This window comes from Bradyrhizobium sp. 179, assembly GCF_023073535.1.
Taxonomy (GTDB): domain Bacteria; phylum Pseudomonadota; class Alphaproteobacteria; order Rhizobiales; family Xanthobacteraceae; genus Bradyrhizobium.
On sequence record NZ_JADPJR010000020.1, the window covers coordinates 57,443 to 77,893 of the forward strand.

The window sequence follows — 20,451 nt, forward strand, 5'->3', positions numbered from 1 at the left end:
GTTTGCGCCCGCCTTGGATCGAGAATGTGCCGCCGGGTGTGGCCGGTTGCGGCGGCCTATGTAGCCTCGTTTTTTCCCGGAGAACAGGGTCTGGGATCGGGTCTATAAGCGGATCTTATGGTCCCGCCCCTTGCTTCGGTACGACCGGGCCGGTAGCGCTTCGCTCATGACCTACCCTCACACCATCGTCTTCGATCTCGACGGCACGCTTGTGGATACGGCGCCCGACCTGATCACAGCGCTGAATCACGTCCTCGACCGCGAAGGGCTGCCGCCGGTGCCGATGGCCTCGGCCCGCAACATGATCGGCGCCGGGGCCCGCAAGCTGATCGAGCGGGGCCTCGAGGCCGAGGGGCGCACTGTCACCACCGCCGACATGGACCGAATGACGGCGGATTTCATCGCCTATTACGCCGACCATATCGCGGTGGAATCCCGCCCCTTCGAGGGACTCGAGGCCGCGCTCGACCATTTTGCCGCCCAAGGCCACCGCCTCGCGGTCTGCACCAACAAGCTGGAATGGCTGTCGAAGCGGCTTTTGGACCAGCTCGACCTCAGCCGCCGCTTCGCGGCGATCTGCGGCGCGGACACGTTCGGCGTCCAGAAGCCGGACCCGACCATTTTCCGCGAGACCGTGGCGCGCGCCGGCGGGGAGGTCAAAGCCTCCATCATGGTCGGTGATGCCGGAACCGACGTTGGCGTGGCCCGGCGGGCCGGGGTGCCCGTGATCGGGGTCAGCTTCGGCTATACGGACGTGCCGATCGCCGAACTGAAGCCGGACCGGCTGATCCATCACATGCGCGACCTGCCCGCCGCAGCGCGCAGCCTGATGACCGCCAAGGCTCCAGCAAACCAATGATTAATCTCAGTTATTCCCGATAACCCTATGTGATCGACGCGCAGTCCGCGGTTGCCTGCCCAAGCGGCACTCGTTAGGTCCGGCTGGGCGATATAGCGGTTCCATCACCGCGCCAAATCCGGGGTTTGCAGAGCTTCAGCCGGCCACTCCGCCCAAACCGGGTCCGTAAGCCGCAGCGGCCGAAGAAGCCGAAACCGGCGGCAGCCGCAGCCCGGCGGATGCCGCACGGGCCGCGTCCCCCCGAGCCAAGCGCGGGAGGCGCTGACCTATCGAACCCGATTGTCCTTTGCCTCTCCGATGCTTAGATTGCTTCAGAGCACCGCTGAAGCGTCGGTGCGCGAGTTGCCCGAAGTACAAGGCCTCCCGTATGAACGGATCTTCCGCCAGTCCCGCCGCCACAGCGAGCCCCCTCGCCGCGCTGTCGAGCCCCATGACCGATCCGTTCGGGCGGACTATCAGCTATTTGCGCGTGTCCGTGACCGACCGTTGCGATTTGCGCTGCTTCTATTGCATGTCAGAGGACATGACGTTCCTGCCCAAGGCTGACCTGCTGACGCTGGAGGAACTCGACCGGCTCTGTTCGGCCTTCATCGCCAAGGGCGTGAAGAAGCTGCGGCTCACCGGCGGCGAGCCCTTGGTCCGCCGCAACGTGATGATGCTGGTGCGCTCGTTGTCGCGGCATCTTTCCAGCGGCGCCTTGAATGAGCTGACGCTGACCACCAACGGCACCCAGCTTGCGAAGCATGCGCGGGAGCTCGCCGATTGCGGCGTCCGCCGCATCAACGTCTCGCTCGACACGCTCGATCCCCGGAAGTTTCGCGAGATCACCCGTTGGGGCGAGATCGACAAGGTTCTGGAAGGCATCGAAGCCGCCCGCGCCGCAGGGCTCAGCGTGAAGATCAACGCGGTGGCCCTGAAGAACCTCAACGAGGACGAGCTCCCCGATCTGATGCGCTGGGCCCATGGCAAGGGCATGGGCCTGACGCTGATCGAGGTCATGCCGATGGGCGAGATCGGCTCGGGCCGGATCGACCAATATCTGCCGCTGTCCCTGGTGCGCGCGCGTCTCGCCCAGCAATTCACACTGACAGACCTAGCCGAGAGCACGGGCGGACCCGCGCGCTATGTCAGCGTCGCCGAGACCGGCGGCAAGCTCGGCTTCATCACACCAATGACCCATAATTTCTGCGAATCCTGCAACCGGGTGCGCATCACCTGCACCGGAACGCTGCACACCTGCCTCGGCCACGAGGATGCTTCCGATTTGCGCAAACCTCTGCGTGCATCGAACGAGGATGTGCTGCTTGCGGATGCGATCGATCGTGCCATCGGGCTCAAGCCCAAGGGCCACGATTTCATCATCGACCGTCGCCACAACCGTCCCAGTGTCTCCAGGCATATGAGCGTCACCGGCGGGTAGTCCTTAACCTGCCGCGGGTGTTATTCCCCTTAACTATCAACAAACTTCCAATTGACTGGCGGCACGCCCGCTGGTTTGGTGCGGCTGCCTCATGCCTGCGCGGCGAGACAAGCCACGCGCCAACTCGGCGCAGTCAAGACGGCCGGGGCACAATCGGGGGAGGACCTATCGTTGCAAGCGCTCCTAAAGTTGAGCAGCAGGATTGACGCGTTCACGCGCTGGACGGGCAAGCGCCTGGCATGGCTGATCGTGCTCGCCGTCATCATCTCGGCGGTCAACGCCGTCATCCGCAAGACCTTCGATACGTCCTCCAATTCGTGGCTCGAGCTGCAATGGGTGCTGTTCAGCATCGTCTTCCTGCTCTGCTCGTCATGGACGCTGCTCGACAACGAGCACATCCGCATCGATATCGTGAACAACGCATTGCCGAAGACGGCCCGCAACGTGATCGACGTGATCGGTCACTTGTTCTTCCTCATTCCGCTGTGCATCGTGATGATCATCACCGGCGTGCCGTTCTTCCAGCGCTCCTTCCACATCAACGAGCAATCCGGCAATGCCGGCGGCCTGCCGCAATGGCCCGCCAAAGCCCTGATCATGATCGGGTTCGCTCTCCTGCTCGTGCAAGGCATCTCCGAGCTGATCAAGCGGATTGCGGTGATGCGCGGACTGATGCCCGATCCGCATGAATCCCAGGTGTCGGCGCTCGAGGCGGAAGTCGAGCATCTCGTCGAAGCGATCGAGAAGAAGTAGCCGTTGGCGACGGTTTAGGGGGAATCATGACCGCGTTTATCATCGCCAATATGGCGCCTATCATGTTCGCGTCGCTGGTCGTCGTGCTGCTGCTCGGCTATCCCGCGGCATTCTCGCTCGGCGCCGTCGGCCTGTTCTACGCCATTATCGGCGTGCAGCTCGGCCAATTCCACCCCGACTTCCTCCAGGCCCTGCCGGAGCGGGTCTACGGCGTGATGAACAACGACACGCTGCTCGCCATTCCGTTCTTCACCTTCATGGGCCTGGTGCTGGAGCGGTCGGGCATGGCCGAGGACCTGCTCGACACCATCGGCCAATTGTTCGGCACCATCCGCGGCGGACTTGCCTACGCGGTGGTATTCGTCGGCGCGCTTTTGGCCGCGACGACCGGCGTGGTCGCCGCCTCGGTGATTTCGATGGGGCTGATTTCGCTGCCGATCATGCTGCGCTACGGCTATGACCGCCGGGTAGCGACCGGCGTCATCGCCGCGTCAGGCACGCTCGCCCAGATCATTCCGCCCTCGCTCGTCCTGATCGTGATGGCCGACCAGCTCGGCAAGTCCGTCGGCGACATGTACGAAGGCGCCTTCATCCCGGGCCTCGTGCTCGCCGCTCTCTACGCCGGTTATGCCTTCCTCGTCAGCATGATCTTCCCGAAGGCCGTGCCGGGCCTGCCGAAGGAGGCCATCGGCTTCCGCGAGGAGGACGGCAGCCGCGGCCTGGTCTCGCTCGGCATGCTGTTCCTCGCGAGCTGTGTGTTCGGATGGTTCATGATGCGCAATTCGAGCACGCATGGCGCCGACTACGTCGTGCTGAGCATGTTCTACGGTATCATCTTCGCCTTCGCCGTCGCCGTGCTGAACTGGGTCATCGACAAGCTCACCGGCTTCCGTTTCCTCTCGAAGATGGCGCAGCAGACCACCTTCGTCATGGTGCCGCCCCTGTTCCTAATCTTCCTGGTGCTGGGTACGATCTTCATCGGCATCGCGACGCCGACCGAAGGCGGCGCGATGGGTGCCGCCGGCGCCCTCATCCTCGGTGCCGCAAAGCGGCGGCTGAGCTGGGACCTGATCCGGCAGGCCACGGAATCGACCGCCAAGCTGTCGGCCTTTGTTGTGTTCATCCTGGTCGGCGCCCGCGTGTTCTCGCTCACCTTCTACGGCGTCAACGGGCATGTCTGGGTCGAGCACCTGCTCACCTCCCTGCCCGGCGGCCAGGTCGGCTTCCTGATCTTCGTCAACGCGTTCGTGTTCGTGCTGGCCTTCTTCCTCGACTTCTTCGAGCTCGCTTTCATCGTGATCCCGCTGCTCGGACCTGCGGCCGAGCATCTGGGCATCGACCTGATCTGGTTCGGCGTCATCCTCGGCGTCAACATGCAGACCTCGTTCATGCATCCGCCGTTCGGCTTTGCGCTGTTCTATCTGCGATCGGTCGCGCCGAAGGATCGATATACTGATCGCGTGACCGGCAAGCGAATGGAGCCTGTCACCACGGGCCAGATCTATTGGGGGGCGGTGCCATTCGTCGTGATTCAGATGATCATGGTGGGTCTGGTGATCGCGTTCCCCTCGATGGTGATGCACTACAAGGGCGTGCAATCGAACATCGACCCCAGCACGATCAAGATCGAAGTGCCGCAGATCGACTTGCCGCCGCTCGATCTCGGTCCGCCGCAAAAGTAGCGCAGGAGGGCGCGACTGCCCTCCTACCCTCCTCTAAAGGGACTCTAAAGGGGCGAGCGAAGCGTCAGCTCACTTGCCCGCCAACCTGAATCGTAGCGTGAACTCCGCGCCGCCGCCGGGAAGGTTCTCCACCGCGACGGTCGCGGCGTGATCGTCCGCGACGCCGCGCACGATCGAGAGCCCCAGGCCTGCACCGTCGCTGCGCTGGCGGTCACGGCGCCAGAAGCGCTGGAAGATCAGCTCGCGCTCGGCCTCCGCGATGCCGGGACCGCGATCGCGCACCCGCACTGAGCCGTCCTCGCCCACCTCGACCTCGACGGCGGTGTCCCTCGCCGTGAACTTGATGGCGTTTTCGGCGAGGTTGAAGATTGCACGCTGAAGCATCTCCGAATTGCCGTGGATCATGACCGGTGCGTCGCTGCCCCGCAGGGCGATGTCCTTGTGCTGCGCGATCGCGAACGGGGCGATCGAACCGACCACCTCGGCACAGACGGCGCGCAAGTCAGCGGTCTCGCCGGGGTCGAGCACCAGCGTGTCGAGCTCGGCGATCTCCAGCAGCTGGGCGACGATGCGGCTCATGGCTTCGATGTCGGCATGCAGCGCCTCACGTGCCGCGCCGTCACCAAGCGTCTCGATCCGCGCGCGCAGGATCGTGAGCGGCGTACGCAGTTGGTGAGCCGCGTCGGCCGTGAACTGCCGCTGTACCCGAAAGCCGTCCTCGAGGCGGTCGAGCGCCTGGTTCACTGCCGTGACGAGCGGCATGATCTCGCGCGGGATCTGCTTCGTCGGCAGGCGGATGTCGGTGCGCGCCGGGCCGATATTGCTGGCCTCCTCCGATGCCTTCCACAACGGCGCGATCGCACGGCGGAAGATGATGATGTCGGTTGCGAGCAGGACCAGAAGGACCGGGATGGTGATCCACCCGACCCGTCGGAAGAAGTTCGAGACGATGTCGTCGATGATGACGTCGCGATGCGCGAGATCCTCGGCGACCTGGATGCGCAGCGTCTTGCCGTCGATCACCCGGGTGACGCCGGCGCCGGAAATCGTCTCGGGTGGCCGAGGAGCCGCCGCTGCGGCCCGCCGATGCGAGGAAAACAACAGCCGGCCTTCGCCATCGCGAATGTCGTACTGATAGCGGCCGTAGGCGTCCGAATAGAGCCCGCGCAGACTGTCGGGCAGGTTGAACGTCAGCGAACCGTCCGGCTGGGCGACGATGCGCTCCGCCAGCACCTCGGCCTGGGCGCGCATGCCGTCGTGGTGCAACTGGTCGATCTCGGAATTGAGCAGCCAGAACAGCACCAGCGGCAGGACGATCGCGACCATCGCGACCGCCACGATGTGCAGGAAGACGATCCGCCAGATCAGCGATTTGAACGTGAGCGATCTGACGTGCCCTTCGGCAGCCACCTATTTTTCCTCGGCCATGAGATAGCCGACGCCGCGGATGGTGTGGATCACCACCTTGGCGCCGTGTTCGCTGAGCTGCTTGCGCAGCCTGGAGACATAGACCTCGACCGCGTTGGAGGCGACCTCGCCTTCGAGCCCGAAGATGTGATCTTCGACGTTCTTCTTCGGCACCACCCGGCCCTGCCGGCGCAACAGGATCTCCAACACGGACGTCTCGCGCGCGGAGATGATCCGCGGCTGGTCGTCGACGAAGATCTGGCGGCTCTCGGTGTCGTAGACCAGATTGGCAAGACGCAGCGAGCGGCCGAGCAGCTGGCCCGGCCGGCGCAGGATTGCCTCCAGCCGCGCCACCAGCTCCTCCATCGCGAATGGTTTTGTGAGATAGTCGTCGGCGCCACTGCGCAGGCCCGTGACGCGGTCTTGCACGCCGCCGCGCGCGGTCAACACCAGGACCGGCAGCGGCTCCATCTTGAGGCGCAGCTCGCGCAGCACCGCCAGGCCGTCGCCGTCTGGCAGGCCGAGATCGAGGATCATCGCGGCATAGCTGACGCTGCTCACAGCCTCGCGCGCCTCGGCTGCGCTGCCGACGATGTCGCTCTCATACCCGGCAGCCGCCAGCCCGCCGGCCACGAGCCGCGACAGCTCGGCATTGTCCTCGACGATCAGAAGGCGCATCAAATTCCCGCCGAATGTTCCGGTGTCACCGCACGGCTCGCGCCGCATCTGCGTTCTTTTCCAGCATTCGCGGCGCTGCGGCCAGCGAAAAAGCACCGGGGCGGCGGGTCGGTCTTCTGTCAGGTTCGCGTAAGCTTCGATGACCGGTCCTTTCTCTCAGACCAAAGGATGAACTTCTTGAGCAGGCCTATGAAAACCGAAAGCGAACTCATCGCCATGGCGAATCCCGAGTTGAAGGTTCATGCCGACTGTCCCGATGGAATGACCATTTCGATCTCGGCGATGGCAGTCCAGAGCCGGCCGGTCCAGGTCGCCAGGACAACGCCGGCAAGTCTCGCCAGCACATGAGGGCCTTCAACGACGAAGTTCAGATCCCGCAATTGGGCCTGCGGCCGGTATGTTTATTGAGCGGTCCTTTGCGCGGCCTTCTCAATCCTTCTGGAAGAGAACAATCATCCTGGGGACCATCGTGTCCCGAGGCCCCGGGCGGCGCCTTCTGCGCGACGATCGGCGGACGTGGTTGCTGCAGCGCATCCTCGTTCACTGTGCTGAGTGAACGGCTTTTCTCGCGCAAGCCGCCGGCGAACAGGCTCCTTGCCCAAGAGACTATTCCTGCGAAGGACGTGTATTTTGGCCAACCCTCCATGATCAGCACGCGCAATCGTCTTCAGGCAGCGGTCTGCTTCCGCGCGGCCTCCATTCTTCGGAATAGCTCCAGCCACCGCTGCTCTTTCGGAGAGAGCGGTAGCTCGGAATGTCGCCAAGCCGGCTTGCCATCCAGCGGAAGCTGAGCATCCAAAAGTTCGAATTCGGTCGTCTCCTCAGGGGTAAGGCCTGCAAGGACCCGGCGACGCTTCTTATCGAGCGTGTACAAGCGCGAGGTCAGCACGATCTCTCCGCTTGGCGCAAACGTCGACGGAGAAACTATTGGCGTGTTCCCTTTCACTGCAGCACCATCATCGTTCATCTCGCGGGCAACAAGCTTGGCCAGCAAAATGGCGCACTCGCGCAGGTCAGTTGCGAAGGGAGGCTGGCCGCAGCCTCCCCTCACCGAGCATTCACGCTGTCACACGTGGATGACCCTGATGCAGTTGCCAGACTCGGAGAGCCGCAACAGCGGCGACGAGGATTCCGGCGATGACGTGGAGCGGTGCCACCGTTGCCTTGGCCGAGAAGTGCAGCACCCAGGGTGACACGGCGACCCAAACGCCGGCGGCCAGAGCTATCCACTCCTGCCATTCGGCGAACATCGCCAGCGCCGCCACGGCCAGCGCAGCGATCAAGATGCCGCTCAACCAAGCATTCCAGTTAGTGGGACTTTCAGCGGCGAACCCGAAGGCCCACGGCGAGATGAACAAGCCGAGGCCGATCACAAGGTTGACCCCATCGGCGATCATGTCCTTTTTCCAGATGGTGTTCATGTTGCAACTCCTTACATTGGCTCCTTTCCCTCACTCTCTTTGCACAGGCCAGTCCGGCGACGTGCGAAAGCGAACTCCCGCCCGTCCCGCGGTTACTTGCCGTTGATGGCGATCCGTTTCACCTTTTGCTGCGCGGTCGGTAACTTCGGCAGCGTCACGGCGAGCACGCCATTCTTGAAAGACGCCTCGATCTTGTCCTGATCGACATCGTCGACCGGGACGGAGCGCTCGAAGCGTCCGTAGTAGCGTTCGCTGAAGCGGCGCTCCTTGTCTTCGGTCTCGCTCCTTTTTTCGCCGCTGATGGTCAACAGACCGCCCCTCAGTTCGACGTTGACGTCCTTCTCCTCGAGACCGGGAAGCTCGGCGAGGACCTTGACTTCCTTCTCCGTCTCATTGACTTCGATGTTCGGCCATCCGGTCGCTTGGGAGCCAAACGGAGTGACGTCGAACGTGCGGAACGCATCATCGAACAGCCGATTCATCTCGCGATGAAGCGCGAGGAACGGATTGGCTTCGCTGCGGTGCGGACTCAGATCGCGAGAGCCGCTATTCCGGGGAATGAGATCACGTAGTGGCATAGCTTTCCTCCTTCGTGTTTTCTTCATGCTCACTTGACAAAATTCGGCCGCGCGCGGCCACGCCGCGCAGGCGGTTTCGACGGCCCGAACGGAACTCCGTCAGGCGGTCTGCTTTCCTTCGATTTGCTGGTTGTCGTTGCCGGCGACTTCGATCGCGATACGACGTGGCTTCATCGCCTCCGGGATTTCCCGAACCAGAGCGATCTTCAGCATGCCGTTTTCGAACGTCGCATCCTTGACCTGGACATAGTCCGCCAGGTTGAAAACGCGGCGGAACGGCCGCAGGGAGATTCCCTGGTACAGGTAGTCTTGATCACCTTTGCTGGGCTTGCGCCCCTCAACCGTAAGCGTCGATTGCTCGGCGGTGATGGTGATCTCCTCGGGACTGAAGCCTGCCAGTGCCAGCGTGATCCGGTACTGGTTCTCACCGATACGCGCGATGTCGTACGGCGGATAATCGTCGTCCGCATTCGTCGCGTTATTGACGAGGTCGAACAGACGATCGAAGCCGACGCTCGAGCGCCAGAACGGGGGCATTTCGTAAGTTCTCATAACCACATCCTCCTTGGAGCAACATGGATAGGAGCAACGCCGGTTTTCCGACGGCCTTGACCGGACCCTGAGGGCGTCCGGCGCCACACATGTGGCAACCAAGAGCTAGAACGGCGCCGATCGTTTTCAAGAGCGCCATGCGCCCTCGAATTGTATTTTTGCCGTCCCGACCTCGGCTTCGGTAGATTGTTGTATTCGCATCAGCCGCCGCTGCAGATGGCCACCTTCGCGCTTGCGCCACCAGCCCCATGCTTGGCCGGCCCACACCTTTGGAGTCGGCACGGGAGCTCCGTAAATCGAGGCCGTTAAGGCCATTGTCGGATTCACCGCCTGCATTTCCCTGCTCACACGGGCCCGGCGCGGCTGTTATTTCTCGAAGGAACAATTCGGAAGATACGACATTTTGTGAGCGCCGCCGGCATGGCGCGCCTGGGCGCCGCTTCTGGGCCCAGGCGCATGCTGGGGGAGCTCACCCGCTTTGCTCCGAGGAGGAATTGGAAAATGAGCACCCTGTCAGTCCGATCGAGTCTGCCCGCCACCTGCTCCGGAGCAGGTCGAATATCACCGACAAAAAAGTAGCCTCGCGCGAGGTCGTCGAGATGAACGGCTGGATACGGGGTGATACTTCGCTCAACCTGCCCACGACGCGGGAGCACGGGGCCGAGCAAATCGAGGACTGGCTGATCGATCCGGCGCCCGACCCGAAGAGGCTGCTGTCGGAGGCGGAGGATCGTAGCGGGGTAAGAAGCGCACCGGAGGACGCGCTCGCTCTCCTTGACCTCGGTGAGCGCCATATCGTCGGGGCGCGATTCCTGGCCGAACAGCCGAAGACCCTGGCGGAGCTTGCCGGCACTTTCGGCGTATCGCGCGAGCGGGTCCGCTCGCGCACTGCAAAAGGTCAGGAACGCGATGCGCTCCCGTTTGGATGATCTGCGCGCCGTCCCGATCGGGGCTGGCGCAGCGGTTAATCGCGGAGGGAAGAAGATGAAGATTGCGCAGATTGCCCCGCTGTTCGAGAGCGTCCCGCCCCGGCTTTATGGGGGAACGGAGCGGGTGGTTTCGTGGCTGACCGAGGAGCTGGTGCGACAGGGTCACCAAGTGACGCTGTTTGCGAGTCAGGACTCCATTACCTCGGCCGAGCTCGTTCCCTGCACCACTCGTGCGCTGCGCCTCGATCCCGACGTGCAAGATGCTATTCCCCATCAGATGGTCATGCTCGACAAGGTGCGCGAGCGCGCGGATGAGTTCGACATCCTGCACTTCCACACCGACTATCTGCATTTTCCGCTGTTCCGGTCCGAACGCGGCCGGACGCTGACAACGTTGCACGGCCGGCAGGATCTGCTGGACCATATGCCGTTCTACCGCCGATTTTCCGACATGCCGCTGGTTTCGATTTCGAACGCGCAACGGGCGCCGCTCTCAGGCGCGAACTTCGTGGCGACGGTGTACCACGGCCTTCCGCTCGATCTGCACACCCCCAGCTTCAGCCCGAAAGGCGGCTATCTCGCGTTTCTCGGCCGCATCTCACCGGAGAAACGTCCCGACCGCGCTATTGCAGTTGCGCGGGCGGCGGGGCTTCCGCTCAAGATAGCTGCCAAGGTCGACAAGGCCGATGAAGCCTATTTTCGCGGTGTCATCGCGCCGATGCTGAACGAGTCGGGAATCGAGTTCATCGGCGAGATCAATGAGAGCGCCAAAAGCGAATTTCTCGGCAATGCGGCAGCGCTGCTCTTCCCGATCGACTGGCCGGAGCCTTTCGGTCTGGTCATGATCGAAGCCATGGCCTGCGCCACGCCGGTGCTCGCCTTCCGTTGCGGATCGGTCCCGGAAATCGTCGACGACGGACTGACCGGCCGTATCGTGTCCGACGTCGATGAGGCGGTGCGGGCCATTCCCGGATTGCTGGCACTCGACCGCAAAGCCATCCGCGCCCGGTTCGAGGGACGTTTCTCGTCCGCCCGCATGGCGACGGAGTATACCAGGATCTACCAGAGGATGCTTCGCAGCCTTACCGCCAACTCCGGCTATCGGCACTCGCTGCGCGTTCGGCCGACCTCCACGGACACCGCTCCGGGAGCGCCGCCCACGGCCGCGTAAAAGGATCATTGAAGGGGCGGACCTGCGGCACTGCGGAAAGCCGGCAAGGGCGCCGCTCCGTCCCGCCGTGCACGGCAAGTCGTCGCCGGCGGTGTCGAAAAATTTTCGTAGCCCCTCTTGACCTCATCTTTGCCGCGCCTAGGTCGATTTGGCCGGACGGCCGGTTGCGGCCCCCGGTTCTTATGACATCGCTGAATTGTAGGGGAGGATGTGCATGCATTTCCGTCCATTGCATGATCGCGTGCTGGTGCGACGCATCGATGCCGAGGAGAGGACCGCCGGCGGCATCATCATTCCGGACACGGCGAAGGAAAAGCCGCAGGAGGGCGAGGTGATCGCCGCCGGGCCGGGTGGCCGCAACGAACAGGGCCAGTTGGTGCCGCTCGACGTGAAGGTCGGCGACCGGGTGCTGTTCGGCAAATGGTCCGGCACGGAGGTGAAGATCGACGGCAAAGAACTTCTCATCATGAAGGAAAGCGATCTACTGGGCGTGATCGAGAAGGCCGCCGCGACGAAGAAGGCCGCGTGAAGCGCTGACACTCATTGAACGGCAAAGGAGAGAACGTCATGGCTGCCAAGGACGTCAAATTCTCGACGGAAGCCCGCGACCGCATGCTGCGCGGCGTCGATACGCTGGCAAACGCTGTCAAGGTGACGCTCGGACCGAAAGGCCGCAACGTGGTGCTGGAGAAATCGTTCGGGGCGCCGCGCATCACCAAGGACGGTGTCACCGTGGCCAAGGAGATCGAGCTCGAAGACAAGTTCGAGAACATGGGCGCGCAGATGGTGCGCGAGGTGGCGTCGAAGACCAGCGACGTCGCCGGCGACGGTACGACGACTGCGACCGTGCTGGCGCAATCGATCGTCAAGGAAGGCGCCAAGTCGGTTGCAGCGGGTATGAACCCGATGGACCTCAAGCGCGGCATCGACCTCGCAGTCGAGGCGATCGTCAAGGACCTCCAATCGCACGCCAAGAAGGTCACGGCGAACGACGAGATCGCCCAGGTCGCGACGATCTCCGCGAATGGCGACACTGAGATCGGCCGCTTCCTCGCCGAGGCCATGAAGAAGGTCGGCAACGAAGGCGTCATCACCGTGGAGGAGGCAAAGAGCCTCAACACGGAGTTGGAGGTGGTAGAGGGCATGCAGTTCGATCGCGGCTATGTGTCGCCCTATTTCGTCACCAATGCCGAAAAGATGCGGGCGGAGCTCGAAGACCCGTACATCCTGATCCACGAGAAGAAGCTGTCCGCACTGCAATCGATGCTGCCGCTGCTCGAGTCGGTGGCGCAGTCGGGCAAGCCGCTGCTGATCATCGCCGAAGACATCGAAGGCGAGGCGCTGGCGACGCTGGTCGTGAACAAGCTGCGCGGCGGGCTCAAGATCGCAGCCGTCAAGGCGCCGGGCTTCGGCGATCGCCGCAAGGCAATGCTGGAGGACATCGCGATCCTCACCGGCGGCACGATGATCGCCGAAGATCTCGGCATCAAGCTCGAGAACGTCACGCTGAACATGCTCGGCCGGGCCAAGAAGGTGGTAATTGACAAGGAGAACACGACCATCGTCAATGGCGCCGGCGCCAAGAAGGACATCGAGGCGCGCGTTGCCCAGATCAAGCTGCAGATCGAGGAGACCACCTCGGACTACGATCGCGAGAAGTTGCAGGAGCGGCTTGCCAAGCTCGCGGGCGGCGTGGCCGTAATCCGGGTCGGCGGTGCCACTGAAGTCGAGGTCAAGGAGCGCAAGGATCGCGTCGACGACGCGATGCATGCGACGCGCGCTGCGGTGGAAGAAGGCATCCTGCCGGGCGGCGGAGTGGCGCTGTTGCGGGCGCTCAAGGCGCTTGAACGCGTCAAGACCGCCAACGCCGACCAAAAGGCCGGCGTCGACATCGTGCGCCGGGCGATCCAGATGCCAGCCCGCCAGATCGTCGAGAATGCTGGCGAGGACGGTTCGCTGGTGGTCGGCAGGCTGATCGAAAACGGCGACTACAATTGGGGCTTTAACGCCGCGACTGGCGAGTACCAGGATCTGGTGCGGGCCGGCGTGATCGACCCGGCCAAGGTGGTTCGCACAGCCCTGCAGGATGCCGCGTCTATCGCCGCCCTTCTGATCACCACCGAAGCGCTCGTCGCCGAGAAACCAAAGAAGGTGGAAGCCCCAGCCGCGCCGCAGATGGACTTCTAACTTAGCAAGTAACGGACCCACGTCTCGACCAGGAAAGGAGACATCGACGTACGAGGAGCGGTCAGATGAGCAGAGATCGTCAGCAAAGGCTGCGTAGAAACGGAGCGGCGGCCGTGCACTGGCTGATGTTCACCCTCAGCTGCGCCACGATCGCCTGGATCAGTCTTTTTCGAACGATAGGAGGATGAGATGATCAGCGATCACATCATTATCTCCGCTCGGGCGGAGAAATCCCGCGTAGTGCTCGCGCAACGCCTGGCCCGCCGGATACTCACGGCGTCGATCGCTGCGATCCTCCTGCTGCCGTCGCTGGCGGCTTGGGGAATGGATCGTATGCCGGGCAAACCCCTTCCGGCCGACGCGTTCGAAAGGAAGATCGCGCTCCCACCGATTCCTCATCTTGAGTCGATGCCATGGATGAAGTGGAACGCTGGCGTGAATACCAGGGTCGATAGCTTGATGACGGCGGATACGCCTTCATCCTGGTTCATGCTGGCGCCGCGCGAGCTTCCGGCACCGTCGTTCGGCTCTTGAACCCGAACATCCCCGGCGTCGGTGAACTCCGCGCCTGAGATCGCTTGCAGCCTCGATGCTTAGATCGGTGGCTGCAGCGGCGTGAAACTCCGCCTCGCGGGAGGGAGCCTCGTGCTTGCCTTGGGCCCCCGAGAACCCTCCGCGGTATTGTCGCCTTATCCTCGAAGCCGGCGTTCTCGGGCTCGATTGGCTCATGCCCAGCGCAGAGGACGCGGCAGGCGTTGTTCGCTAAGGCATTGAACCCTTGCCTCGCTTGGCATGATGTTCCTGAAATGCTGTTCTGAGTTCCGCTAGTTCGTCGTTTGTTGCACCAAGCTCCGCTTCCGCACGACTTGCCAACAAATCCAGGTAAACGATCGGCCGATCGAACTGGCTCGCCGTGAAGTCGTACCTCACGCCTTCGATCCGGTTGTAAAAATGGTCCGCGGCAGGCAGCGGTGTCCTCAGCAACTGGCCGCCGAACAGTTCATGAATGAGCAGCGCAGTGACATTGCATTGCCCGGCCGCCGGATTGTCCGCGGTCCATTGGCTGGCTGTCGATGACGACCATGCCTTTCGCAGTGCGTCTTGAACTTCATCGGGATCAAAGCTCATGGCCATTCCCCCCAGATCGGCGCGAACCCAAATTTCGGATTATACGATTTTCGCTTTTTGCCACTGTTTTGCCCGACGAGTCAAGCGGGCTCCGTAATTCACAGAATCGGAACAGCAAAACGAATCCGTCGCTCGGCATCCCTAGCGCTAGTTTCGCGCCCAAAATCGCGGCGCGGACGCCAGCTGCCCGCCGATCGTCTCATCCCGCTAATTAGCTCGACATATCAGCCTATTGGCAGCACCGACAGGCAATCCCGCTATCACCCCTCGTCTACTGTGCATGGGGTTGTTTTCGCTGTTTTTGTTTTGGACGTGCTTCGGAACGCCGCAACAACAACGCCCCGGAGCCTTCCGCTCCGGGGCGTTGCAGGCAACACGTGGCGTGATCAGCTCTGGGAGCGCCGGGCCATGAAGATGTCGTAGCCGACCTCGGCGACCTGGAACCAGGCGTAGCCGTCGCTCGTGAACTTGGCGAGGGAATCGTGGACCTTCTTGAAGTTGGCGTTGGTGACGCCGACCTCGGCGTGCAGCTCCTTGGCGGCCTTATGGCAGGCGTCCATGATCGGCGGCGAGAAGGCGTGCAGCTTGGCTCCGCCGGCGAGCAGCTTCTTCAGCGCCAGCGGATTGGCGGTGTCGTAGCGCGCCATCATGTAGTTGTTGGCGTAGTGGCCGGCCTGCTCCAGCACGCTCTGGTAATATTTCGGCAGCGCGTTCCACTTGTCGAGATTGACGAAGGCCAGCAGCATCGGTCCGCCTTCCCACCAGCCGGGATAGTAGTAATGCGGCGCGATCTTGTAGAAGCCGAGCTTCTCGTCGTCATAGGGGCCGACCCATTCGGCGCCGTCGATGGTGCCCTTCTCCAGCGCGGGATAGATGTCGCCGCCGGCGAGCTGCTGCGGCACCACGCCGAGCTTCTGGAGCACGCGTCCGGCAAAGCCGCCAATGCGGAATTTCATGCCCTTGAGATCGTCGGGCGTGTTGACCTCTTTCCTGAACCAGCCGCCCATCTGGCAGCCGGTGTTGCCCGCGAGCAGCGAGATGACGTTGTAGTTCTTGTAGAACTCGTTGAGGACGTCGCGCCCGCCGCCCTGCATGTACCAGGCCTGGTTGATGCGCATGTTGGGACCGAACGGCACGGCTGAGCCGAAGGTGAAGGTCGGATCCTTGCCGAAATAGTAGTAGGACGCGGTGTGGCCGATCTCGCAGGTGCCGTTCTGCACGGCATCGAGCACCTGGAGACCCGGCACGATCTCGCCGGCGGCGAAGATCTGGATCTGGAATTTGTTGTCGGTCGCTTCAGCGACCATCTTGCACATCATCTCGGCGCCGCCAAACAGCGTGTCGAGCGATTTCGGCCAGCTCGTCGGCATGCGCCATTTGATTTCCGGCATCGACTGCGCGATCGCAGGCGCGGCGAGCGTGGCGGCACCGGCCGCACTAAGTCCCGTGACCTTGATGAAGTCTCTTCTCTTCATGATTTCCTACCCTGATGGATCTGATTGTGGGCCTTCTTGTCGAGGCTTGGGGACAGCATGGAACATCGCCGGGCCGAATGCCATCCCGATCGCACTGCGGCAAAGAAAAAGCCCGGCCTCGCGAGCGAGGCCGGGCGATCCGTCTTACGACTTAAGCCGTAGATCAGCCGCGCGTGCGGGAGCGGATCATGAAGCTGTCGTAGGTATATTCGGCGACCTGCCACCACAGATATTCGTCGGAGCGATAGGCCTGCATGGCGTCGATCGACTTCTTGAAGTCGGGGTTCTTGGCCGAGACTTCCGCCCAAAGCTCGTTGGTCGCCTTGAGGCAGGCTTCCAGCACCTCGTTGGTGAAGGGACGAAGCTGGGTGCCGCCGGCGACGAGACGCTTCAGCGCCGATGGGTTCTGCATGTCGTAACGCGCGGCCATCCAGGTGTTGGCATTGGCCGTCGCGTTGGTGAGGATCGCCTGATAGTTCTTCGGCAGCGCATTCCACTTTTCCAGGTTGGCGAAGGCGTGGACGGTCGGACCACCTTCCCAGAAACCCGGATAATAGTAGTACTTGGCGACCTTGGCGAAGCCGAGCTTCTCGTCATCGTAGGGACCGACCCACTCGGCCGCGTCGATGGTGCCCTTCTCCAATGCCGGGTAGATGTCGCCGCCAGCGAGCTGCTGCGGCACCACGCCGACCTTCTGGAGCACCTGCCCGGCAATGCCGCCGATGCGCATCTTCAGGCCGGAGAGGTCGGCAACCGTCTTGATCTCCTTGCGGAACCAGCCGCCCATTTGGGTGCCGGTGTTGCCGCAGGGGAAGCCGACCACGTTCGACTTCTTGAAGAACTCGTTGGCGAGTTCGTTGCCGCCGCCCTGATAGAGCCACGAATTCTGTTGGCGCGCATTGAGGCCGAACGGCACCGAGGCGAAGATCGCGAAGGTCGGATCCTTGCCGACATAGTAGTAGGACACGGTATGGCACATCTCCACCGTGCCGCTGGAGGTCGCATCGAGCGCCTGCAGGCCGGGGACGAGCTCGCCGGCCGCAAACACCTGGATCTGGAATTTGTTGTCGGTCATCTCGGCGACATACTTTGCCACCTGCTCGGCGCCGCCATAGATGGTGTCGAGCGACTTCGGGAAGCTCGAAGTCAGGCGCCACTTCACCTCAGGCGAGGATTGCGCGATCGCCGGCGAGGCCACCGCGGTTGCCGCCGCGCCCGCTGCCGACACTTTAAGAAATTCACGACGCTTCATCTTCATCTCTCTCCTTGCTGGGGCGTTTCCCCTCAACTTCTCTTTTGCCGCCGCTCATTCCGGCGACGCGTGAAGGCCGCGTCGAACCGAAGGGGCTTGACTGCCGTGGGCGTTTAACACGGAAGCCCCGCTTGCGGAACGCGACAATGGCATGACGGGACTCTACGAAAGTCGCATGTCCCCGGAGCTTGCCGTGGCGACCGGTTCAGGCCGCGGCGATCACACCCTTGAGCTGGTCCCGGACCTGGCCTGCAATGGCGCGGTAGATCGCCGCATGAGGTCCGTCCGGCTCGCTGTCGACGACGGGATTGCCGGCATCCGAGGTGGCGCGAATCGCCATGTGCAGGGGGATCTCGCCCAGGAACGGTACTCCGAGCTTCTCCGCCTCGTGCCGCGCCCCGCCATGGCCGAATATATCCGACTTGGTGCCGCAATGCGGGCACTGGAAGTAGCTCATGTTCTCGACGATGCCGAGCACGGGCACGTTGACCTTCTTGAACATGGCAAGCCCCCGCCGTGCATCGATCAGAGACAGGTCCTGCGGGGTCGAGACGATCACGGCGCCCTTCAGCGGCACGTTCTGAGCCAGCGTGAGCTGGGCGTCGCCGGTGCCAGGCGGCATGTCGACCACCAGCACGTCGAGCTTGCCCCATTCGACGTCGCGCAGCATCTGCGTCACCGCCGACATCACCATGGGGCCGCGCCAGATCATCGCGGTCTCCTCCTCCACCAAAAAGCCGATCGACATGATGGCGAGGCCGAAGCGCCGGAGCGGAATCATCTTGCGCTCGTCGTTCAGCTCCGGCTTGTCGCGCAGGCCGGTCAGCCGCGGCACCGAGGGGCCGTAGATGTCGGCGTCGAGCAGCCCGACCTTGAGGCCGAGGTCGCGCAGGCCGAGCGCCAGATTGAGCGCGGTGGTCGATTTTCCCACCCCGCCCTTGCCGGAGGCCACCGCGATCACGGCGGCAACGCCCGGGATCTCAGACTGCCGCGCCATCGGCGATTGGCCGGCCTGCGGCGGCTTATGGGCGTGGGCCGGCTGCACGCCGGGCGTGCCGCGGCTCGGCTGCGGTGGTGGCGGCGGCGCGGAGCCCGGCTTGCGCTCCGCGGTCAGCGCCACCATCACGGTGGTGACGCCGGGAATGGCGCGCACAGCGGCTTCCGCTTCGGCCCGGATGGACTCCCAGGCTCGCGCCTCGGCGGCATCGACATTGATCGAGAAGAACACCTTGCCGTCGGAGGCGCTGATTGCGCTCAGCACATTGGCGTTGGTGAGCGCGACCCCGCGCGGCGACTTGATCCGGCCAAGGCTGTCGAGAACCTGTTGCTGCGTCACGCTCAAAGCGCATCTCCTGATTTCAAGATGCCCCATTAGAGCGGAAACGCCCAAAAGGCTACTGCCTGCCGATATCGTCGGCCATCTCCGCGGGCGCGGCTCCCTGCTCCCGGGCCGCCTCGTAGTTCAGCTCGATCATGACCCCGTTGGGATCGTGGACGAAGATCTGCCAGAGGTCGCCGCCGGGCACCTGGCGGGACTCGAACTTCATCCCCTTGGATGCGAGCCGCTGCTTCATGGCGTCGAAGCCGCGGCTGACGAAGGCGACATGGTGGACAACGCCGGAATCCGGCTTTTGTGGCTCGGCGGTCGGAGAAATATCGACGAGGTGCACCACCGGCTTGCCCTCGCTGTACATCCAGGCGCCCGGAAAGGCGAAATTCGGCCGGGCATCATTTTCCAGGCCCAGCACGTCTTCGTAGAAGCGGACCGTCTCCGCCAGTTTCCGGGTTCGGATGTTGAAATGATCGAGCACGCCCACGCTCACGCCGCCCAAACCCATGTCCATGCCTTCGCTCCCTTTTTTGAAGTCCTTGAGGTCGGCCATCCTAGCACAGGGGACCGCCAAACGAAGCCGTTGCCCTCTGGCCTCAAGGGTTTATGGTGCGCCCCAATCCGCCCTCACGGCGGAACCAGGCGCCCTGCTCGCCCGGCAAGAACCGTAAAACCCAAACTACGGACAAGGTCCCATACATGGCAAAAGTCGCTTTCCTCGGTCTTGGAGTCATGGGCTTCCCCATGGCCGGACACCTCGTGAAAAAAGGGGGCCATGAGGTCACCGTCTATAACCGCACCGCGGCGAAGGCGAAGGAGTGGGCGGACAAGTTCGGCGGCAAGATCGCAGCGACGCCCAAGGCCGCCGCTGAAGGCCAGGATTTCGTGATGTGCTGCGTCGGCAACGACAACGATCTGCGCGCGGTCACAATCGGCCCCGACGGCGCGTTTGCCGGCATCAAGAAGGGTGCGACCTTCGTCGACCACACCACCGCCTCGGCGGAAGTCGCGCGCGAACTCGATGCGGCCGCGACCAAGGCCGGTTTCAGGTTCATCGATGCACCGGTCTCCGGCGGCCAGGCGGGCGCCGAGAATGGCGTGCTGACGGTGATGTGCGGCGGCGCGGAGGACGCCTATGCCGGCGCCGAGCCGATCATCACGGGGGCCTATGCGCGGATGTGCAAACTGCTCGGGCCCGCCGGTTCCGGCCAACTGACCAAGATGGTCAACCAGATCTGTATCGCCGGCCTGGTGCAGGGTCTTTCCGAGGGTATCCATTTCGCCAAGAAGAGTGGTCTCGACGTCGCCGCAGTGATCGAGACCATCTCGAAAGGGGCTGCGCAGTCCTGGCAGATGGAAAATCGCTACAAGACCATGAACGAGGGCAAGTACGATTTCGGCTTCGCGGTGGAATGGATGCGCAAGGACCTCTCGATCTCGCTGGCGGAAGCCCGCCGCAACGGCGCCACTTTGCCGGTGACCGCACTCGTGGACCAGTTTTACGCCGAAGTCGAGAAGATGGGCGGCAAGCGCTGGGACACATCGAGCCTGCTCGCGCGCCTGCAACGCTGAGGAGCGCGAGGCGGTCGCGGCCGGGCAGCTGCGGCCGTCACCCGCCTTGACGCGGCG

General features: G+C 63.2%; 22 protein-coding genes. 10 read left to right on the forward strand and 12 right to left on the reverse strand.

The window, feature by feature from the left end; translation table 11 throughout:
- The first annotated feature begins 166 nt into the window (after positions 1-166).
- From IVB12_RS03670 to IVB12_RS03685, 4 genes are all read left to right on the forward strand, one after another.
- The gene (locus tag IVB12_RS03670) at positions 167-859 is read left to right on the forward strand and encodes an HAD-IA family hydrolase (protein WP_247295814.1); all 693 of its coding nucleotides are present in this window, start codon (positions 167-169) and stop codon (positions 857-859) included.
- Between the two features lie 367 nt (positions 860-1,226).
- A complete protein-coding gene (moaA, locus tag IVB12_RS03675) occupies positions 1,227-2,279 on the forward strand; it encodes a GTP 3',8-cyclase MoaA (RefSeq protein ID WP_247295739.1) in 1,053 nt (350 codons plus the stop codon).
- A gap of 171 nt (positions 2,280-2,450) precedes the next feature.
- Positions 2,451-3,032, forward strand: a complete 582-nt coding sequence (locus tag IVB12_RS03680; RefSeq protein ID WP_247295741.1) for a TRAP transporter small permease subunit — start codon at positions 2,451-2,453, stop codon at positions 3,030-3,032.
- 26 nt (positions 3,033-3,058) lie between these two features.
- Positions 3,059-4,714, forward strand: coding sequence for a TRAP transporter large permease subunit (locus IVB12_RS03685; protein WP_247295743.1), 1,656 nt, complete (start codon positions 3,059-3,061; stop codon positions 4,712-4,714).
- Between the two features lie 69 nt (positions 4,715-4,783).
- Here the strand turns inward: IVB12_RS03685 and IVB12_RS03690 are convergent, their stop codons facing one another.
- From IVB12_RS03690 to IVB12_RS03720, 7 genes are all read right to left on the reverse strand, one after another.
- Positions 4,784-6,124 carry an ATP-binding protein gene (locus IVB12_RS03690; RefSeq protein ID WP_247295744.1) on the reverse strand — a complete coding sequence of 447 codons (1,341 nt, stop codon included), beginning with the start codon at positions 6,122-6,124 and terminating at the stop codon, positions 4,784-4,786.
- Entirely contained in the window at positions 6,125-6,799 is a 675-nt protein-coding gene (locus IVB12_RS03695) for a response regulator transcription factor (protein WP_247295747.1), read from the reverse strand.
- Between the two features lie 239 nt (positions 6,800-7,038).
- A complete protein-coding gene (locus IVB12_RS03700; protein WP_247295825.1) occupies positions 7,039-7,179 on the reverse strand; it encodes a hypothetical protein in 141 nt (46 codons plus the stop codon).
- Positions 7,180-7,466: 287 nt separating this feature from the next.
- Positions 7,467-7,793, reverse strand: a complete 327-nt coding sequence (locus IVB12_RS03705) for a hypothetical protein (RefSeq protein ID WP_247295749.1) — start codon at positions 7,791-7,793, stop codon at positions 7,467-7,469.
- Between the two features lie 64 nt (positions 7,794-7,857).
- Positions 7,858-8,220, reverse strand: a complete 363-nt coding sequence (locus tag IVB12_RS03710) for an SPW repeat protein (RefSeq protein ID WP_247295750.1) — start codon at positions 8,218-8,220, stop codon at positions 7,858-7,860.
- 92 nt (positions 8,221-8,312) lie between these two features.
- On the reverse strand, positions 8,313-8,798 hold the full coding sequence (locus IVB12_RS03715; RefSeq protein WP_247295752.1) for an Hsp20/alpha crystallin family protein: 486 nt from the start codon (positions 8,796-8,798) through the stop codon (positions 8,313-8,315).
- Between the two features lie 99 nt (positions 8,799-8,897).
- Complete coding sequence (locus IVB12_RS03720) at positions 8,898-9,350, reverse strand: Hsp20 family protein (protein ID WP_247295754.1); 453 nt, start codon at positions 9,348-9,350, stop codon at positions 8,898-8,900.
- A 494-nt stretch (positions 9,351-9,844) separates the two neighbouring features.
- On the opposite strand from IVB12_RS03720, the gene IVB12_RS03725 reads away from it, so the two are divergent.
- The 5 genes from IVB12_RS03725 (at position 9,845) to IVB12_RS03745 (ending at position 14,171) form a co-directional block, all read left to right on the forward strand.
- On the forward strand, positions 9,845-10,279 hold the full coding sequence (locus tag IVB12_RS03725; RefSeq protein WP_247295756.1) for a sigma factor-like helix-turn-helix DNA-binding protein: 435 nt from the start codon (positions 9,845-9,847) through the stop codon (positions 10,277-10,279).
- Positions 10,280-10,334: 55 nt separating this feature from the next.
- On the forward strand, positions 10,335-11,450 hold the full coding sequence (locus IVB12_RS03730; RefSeq protein WP_247295758.1) for a glycosyltransferase family 4 protein: 1,116 nt from the start codon (positions 10,335-10,337) through the stop codon (positions 11,448-11,450).
- 214 nt (positions 11,451-11,664) lie between these two features.
- A complete protein-coding gene (gene groES / locus IVB12_RS03735; protein ID WP_247295761.1) occupies positions 11,665-11,979 on the forward strand; it encodes a co-chaperone GroES in 315 nt (104 codons plus the stop codon).
- Positions 11,980-12,017: 38 nt separating this feature from the next.
- The gene (groL, locus tag IVB12_RS03740; RefSeq protein WP_247295763.1) at positions 12,018-13,637 is read left to right on the forward strand and encodes a chaperonin GroEL; all 1,620 of its coding nucleotides are present in this window, start codon (positions 12,018-12,020) and stop codon (positions 13,635-13,637) included.
- A 189-nt stretch (positions 13,638-13,826) separates the two neighbouring features.
- Positions 13,827-14,171 (forward strand): hypothetical protein, encoded by a 345-nt coding sequence (locus tag IVB12_RS03745; RefSeq protein ID WP_247295766.1) that lies wholly within the window; start codon positions 13,827-13,829, stop codon positions 14,169-14,171.
- 228 nt (positions 14,172-14,399) lie between these two features.
- Here IVB12_RS03745 and IVB12_RS03750 read toward each other — a convergent pair whose 3' ends face one another.
- The 5 genes from IVB12_RS03750 to IVB12_RS03770 form a co-directional block, all read right to left on the reverse strand.
- Positions 14,400-14,765 (reverse strand): hypothetical protein, encoded by a 366-nt coding sequence (locus IVB12_RS03750; RefSeq protein WP_247295769.1) that lies wholly within the window; start codon positions 14,763-14,765, stop codon positions 14,400-14,402.
- A 386-nt stretch (positions 14,766-15,151) separates the two neighbouring features.
- The gene (locus IVB12_RS03755) at positions 15,152-16,240 is read right to left on the reverse strand and encodes a TRAP transporter substrate-binding protein (protein WP_247295771.1); all 1,089 of its coding nucleotides are present in this window, start codon (positions 16,238-16,240) and stop codon (positions 15,152-15,154) included.
- Positions 16,241-16,403: 163 nt separating this feature from the next.
- Entirely contained in the window at positions 16,404-17,492 is a 1,089-nt protein-coding gene (locus tag IVB12_RS03760) for a TRAP transporter substrate-binding protein (RefSeq protein WP_247295773.1), read from the reverse strand.
- A gap of 205 nt (positions 17,493-17,697) precedes the next feature.
- Positions 17,698-18,834 carry an Mrp/NBP35 family ATP-binding protein gene (locus IVB12_RS03765; RefSeq protein WP_247281409.1) on the reverse strand — a complete coding sequence of 379 codons (1,137 nt, stop codon included), beginning with the start codon at positions 18,832-18,834 and terminating at the stop codon, positions 17,698-17,700.
- A gap of 52 nt (positions 18,835-18,886) precedes the next feature.
- Complete coding sequence (locus IVB12_RS03770; RefSeq protein WP_247295816.1) at positions 18,887-19,324, reverse strand: VOC family protein; 438 nt, start codon at positions 19,322-19,324, stop codon at positions 18,887-18,889.
- Positions 19,325-19,521: 197 nt separating this feature from the next.
- Between IVB12_RS03770 and IVB12_RS03775 the strand changes: the two genes are divergently transcribed.
- Positions 19,522-20,394, forward strand: a complete 873-nt coding sequence (locus IVB12_RS03775; protein ID WP_247295775.1) for an NAD(P)-dependent oxidoreductase — start codon at positions 19,522-19,524, stop codon at positions 20,392-20,394.
- The last annotated feature ends 57 nt before the right edge of the window (positions 20,395-20,451 follow it).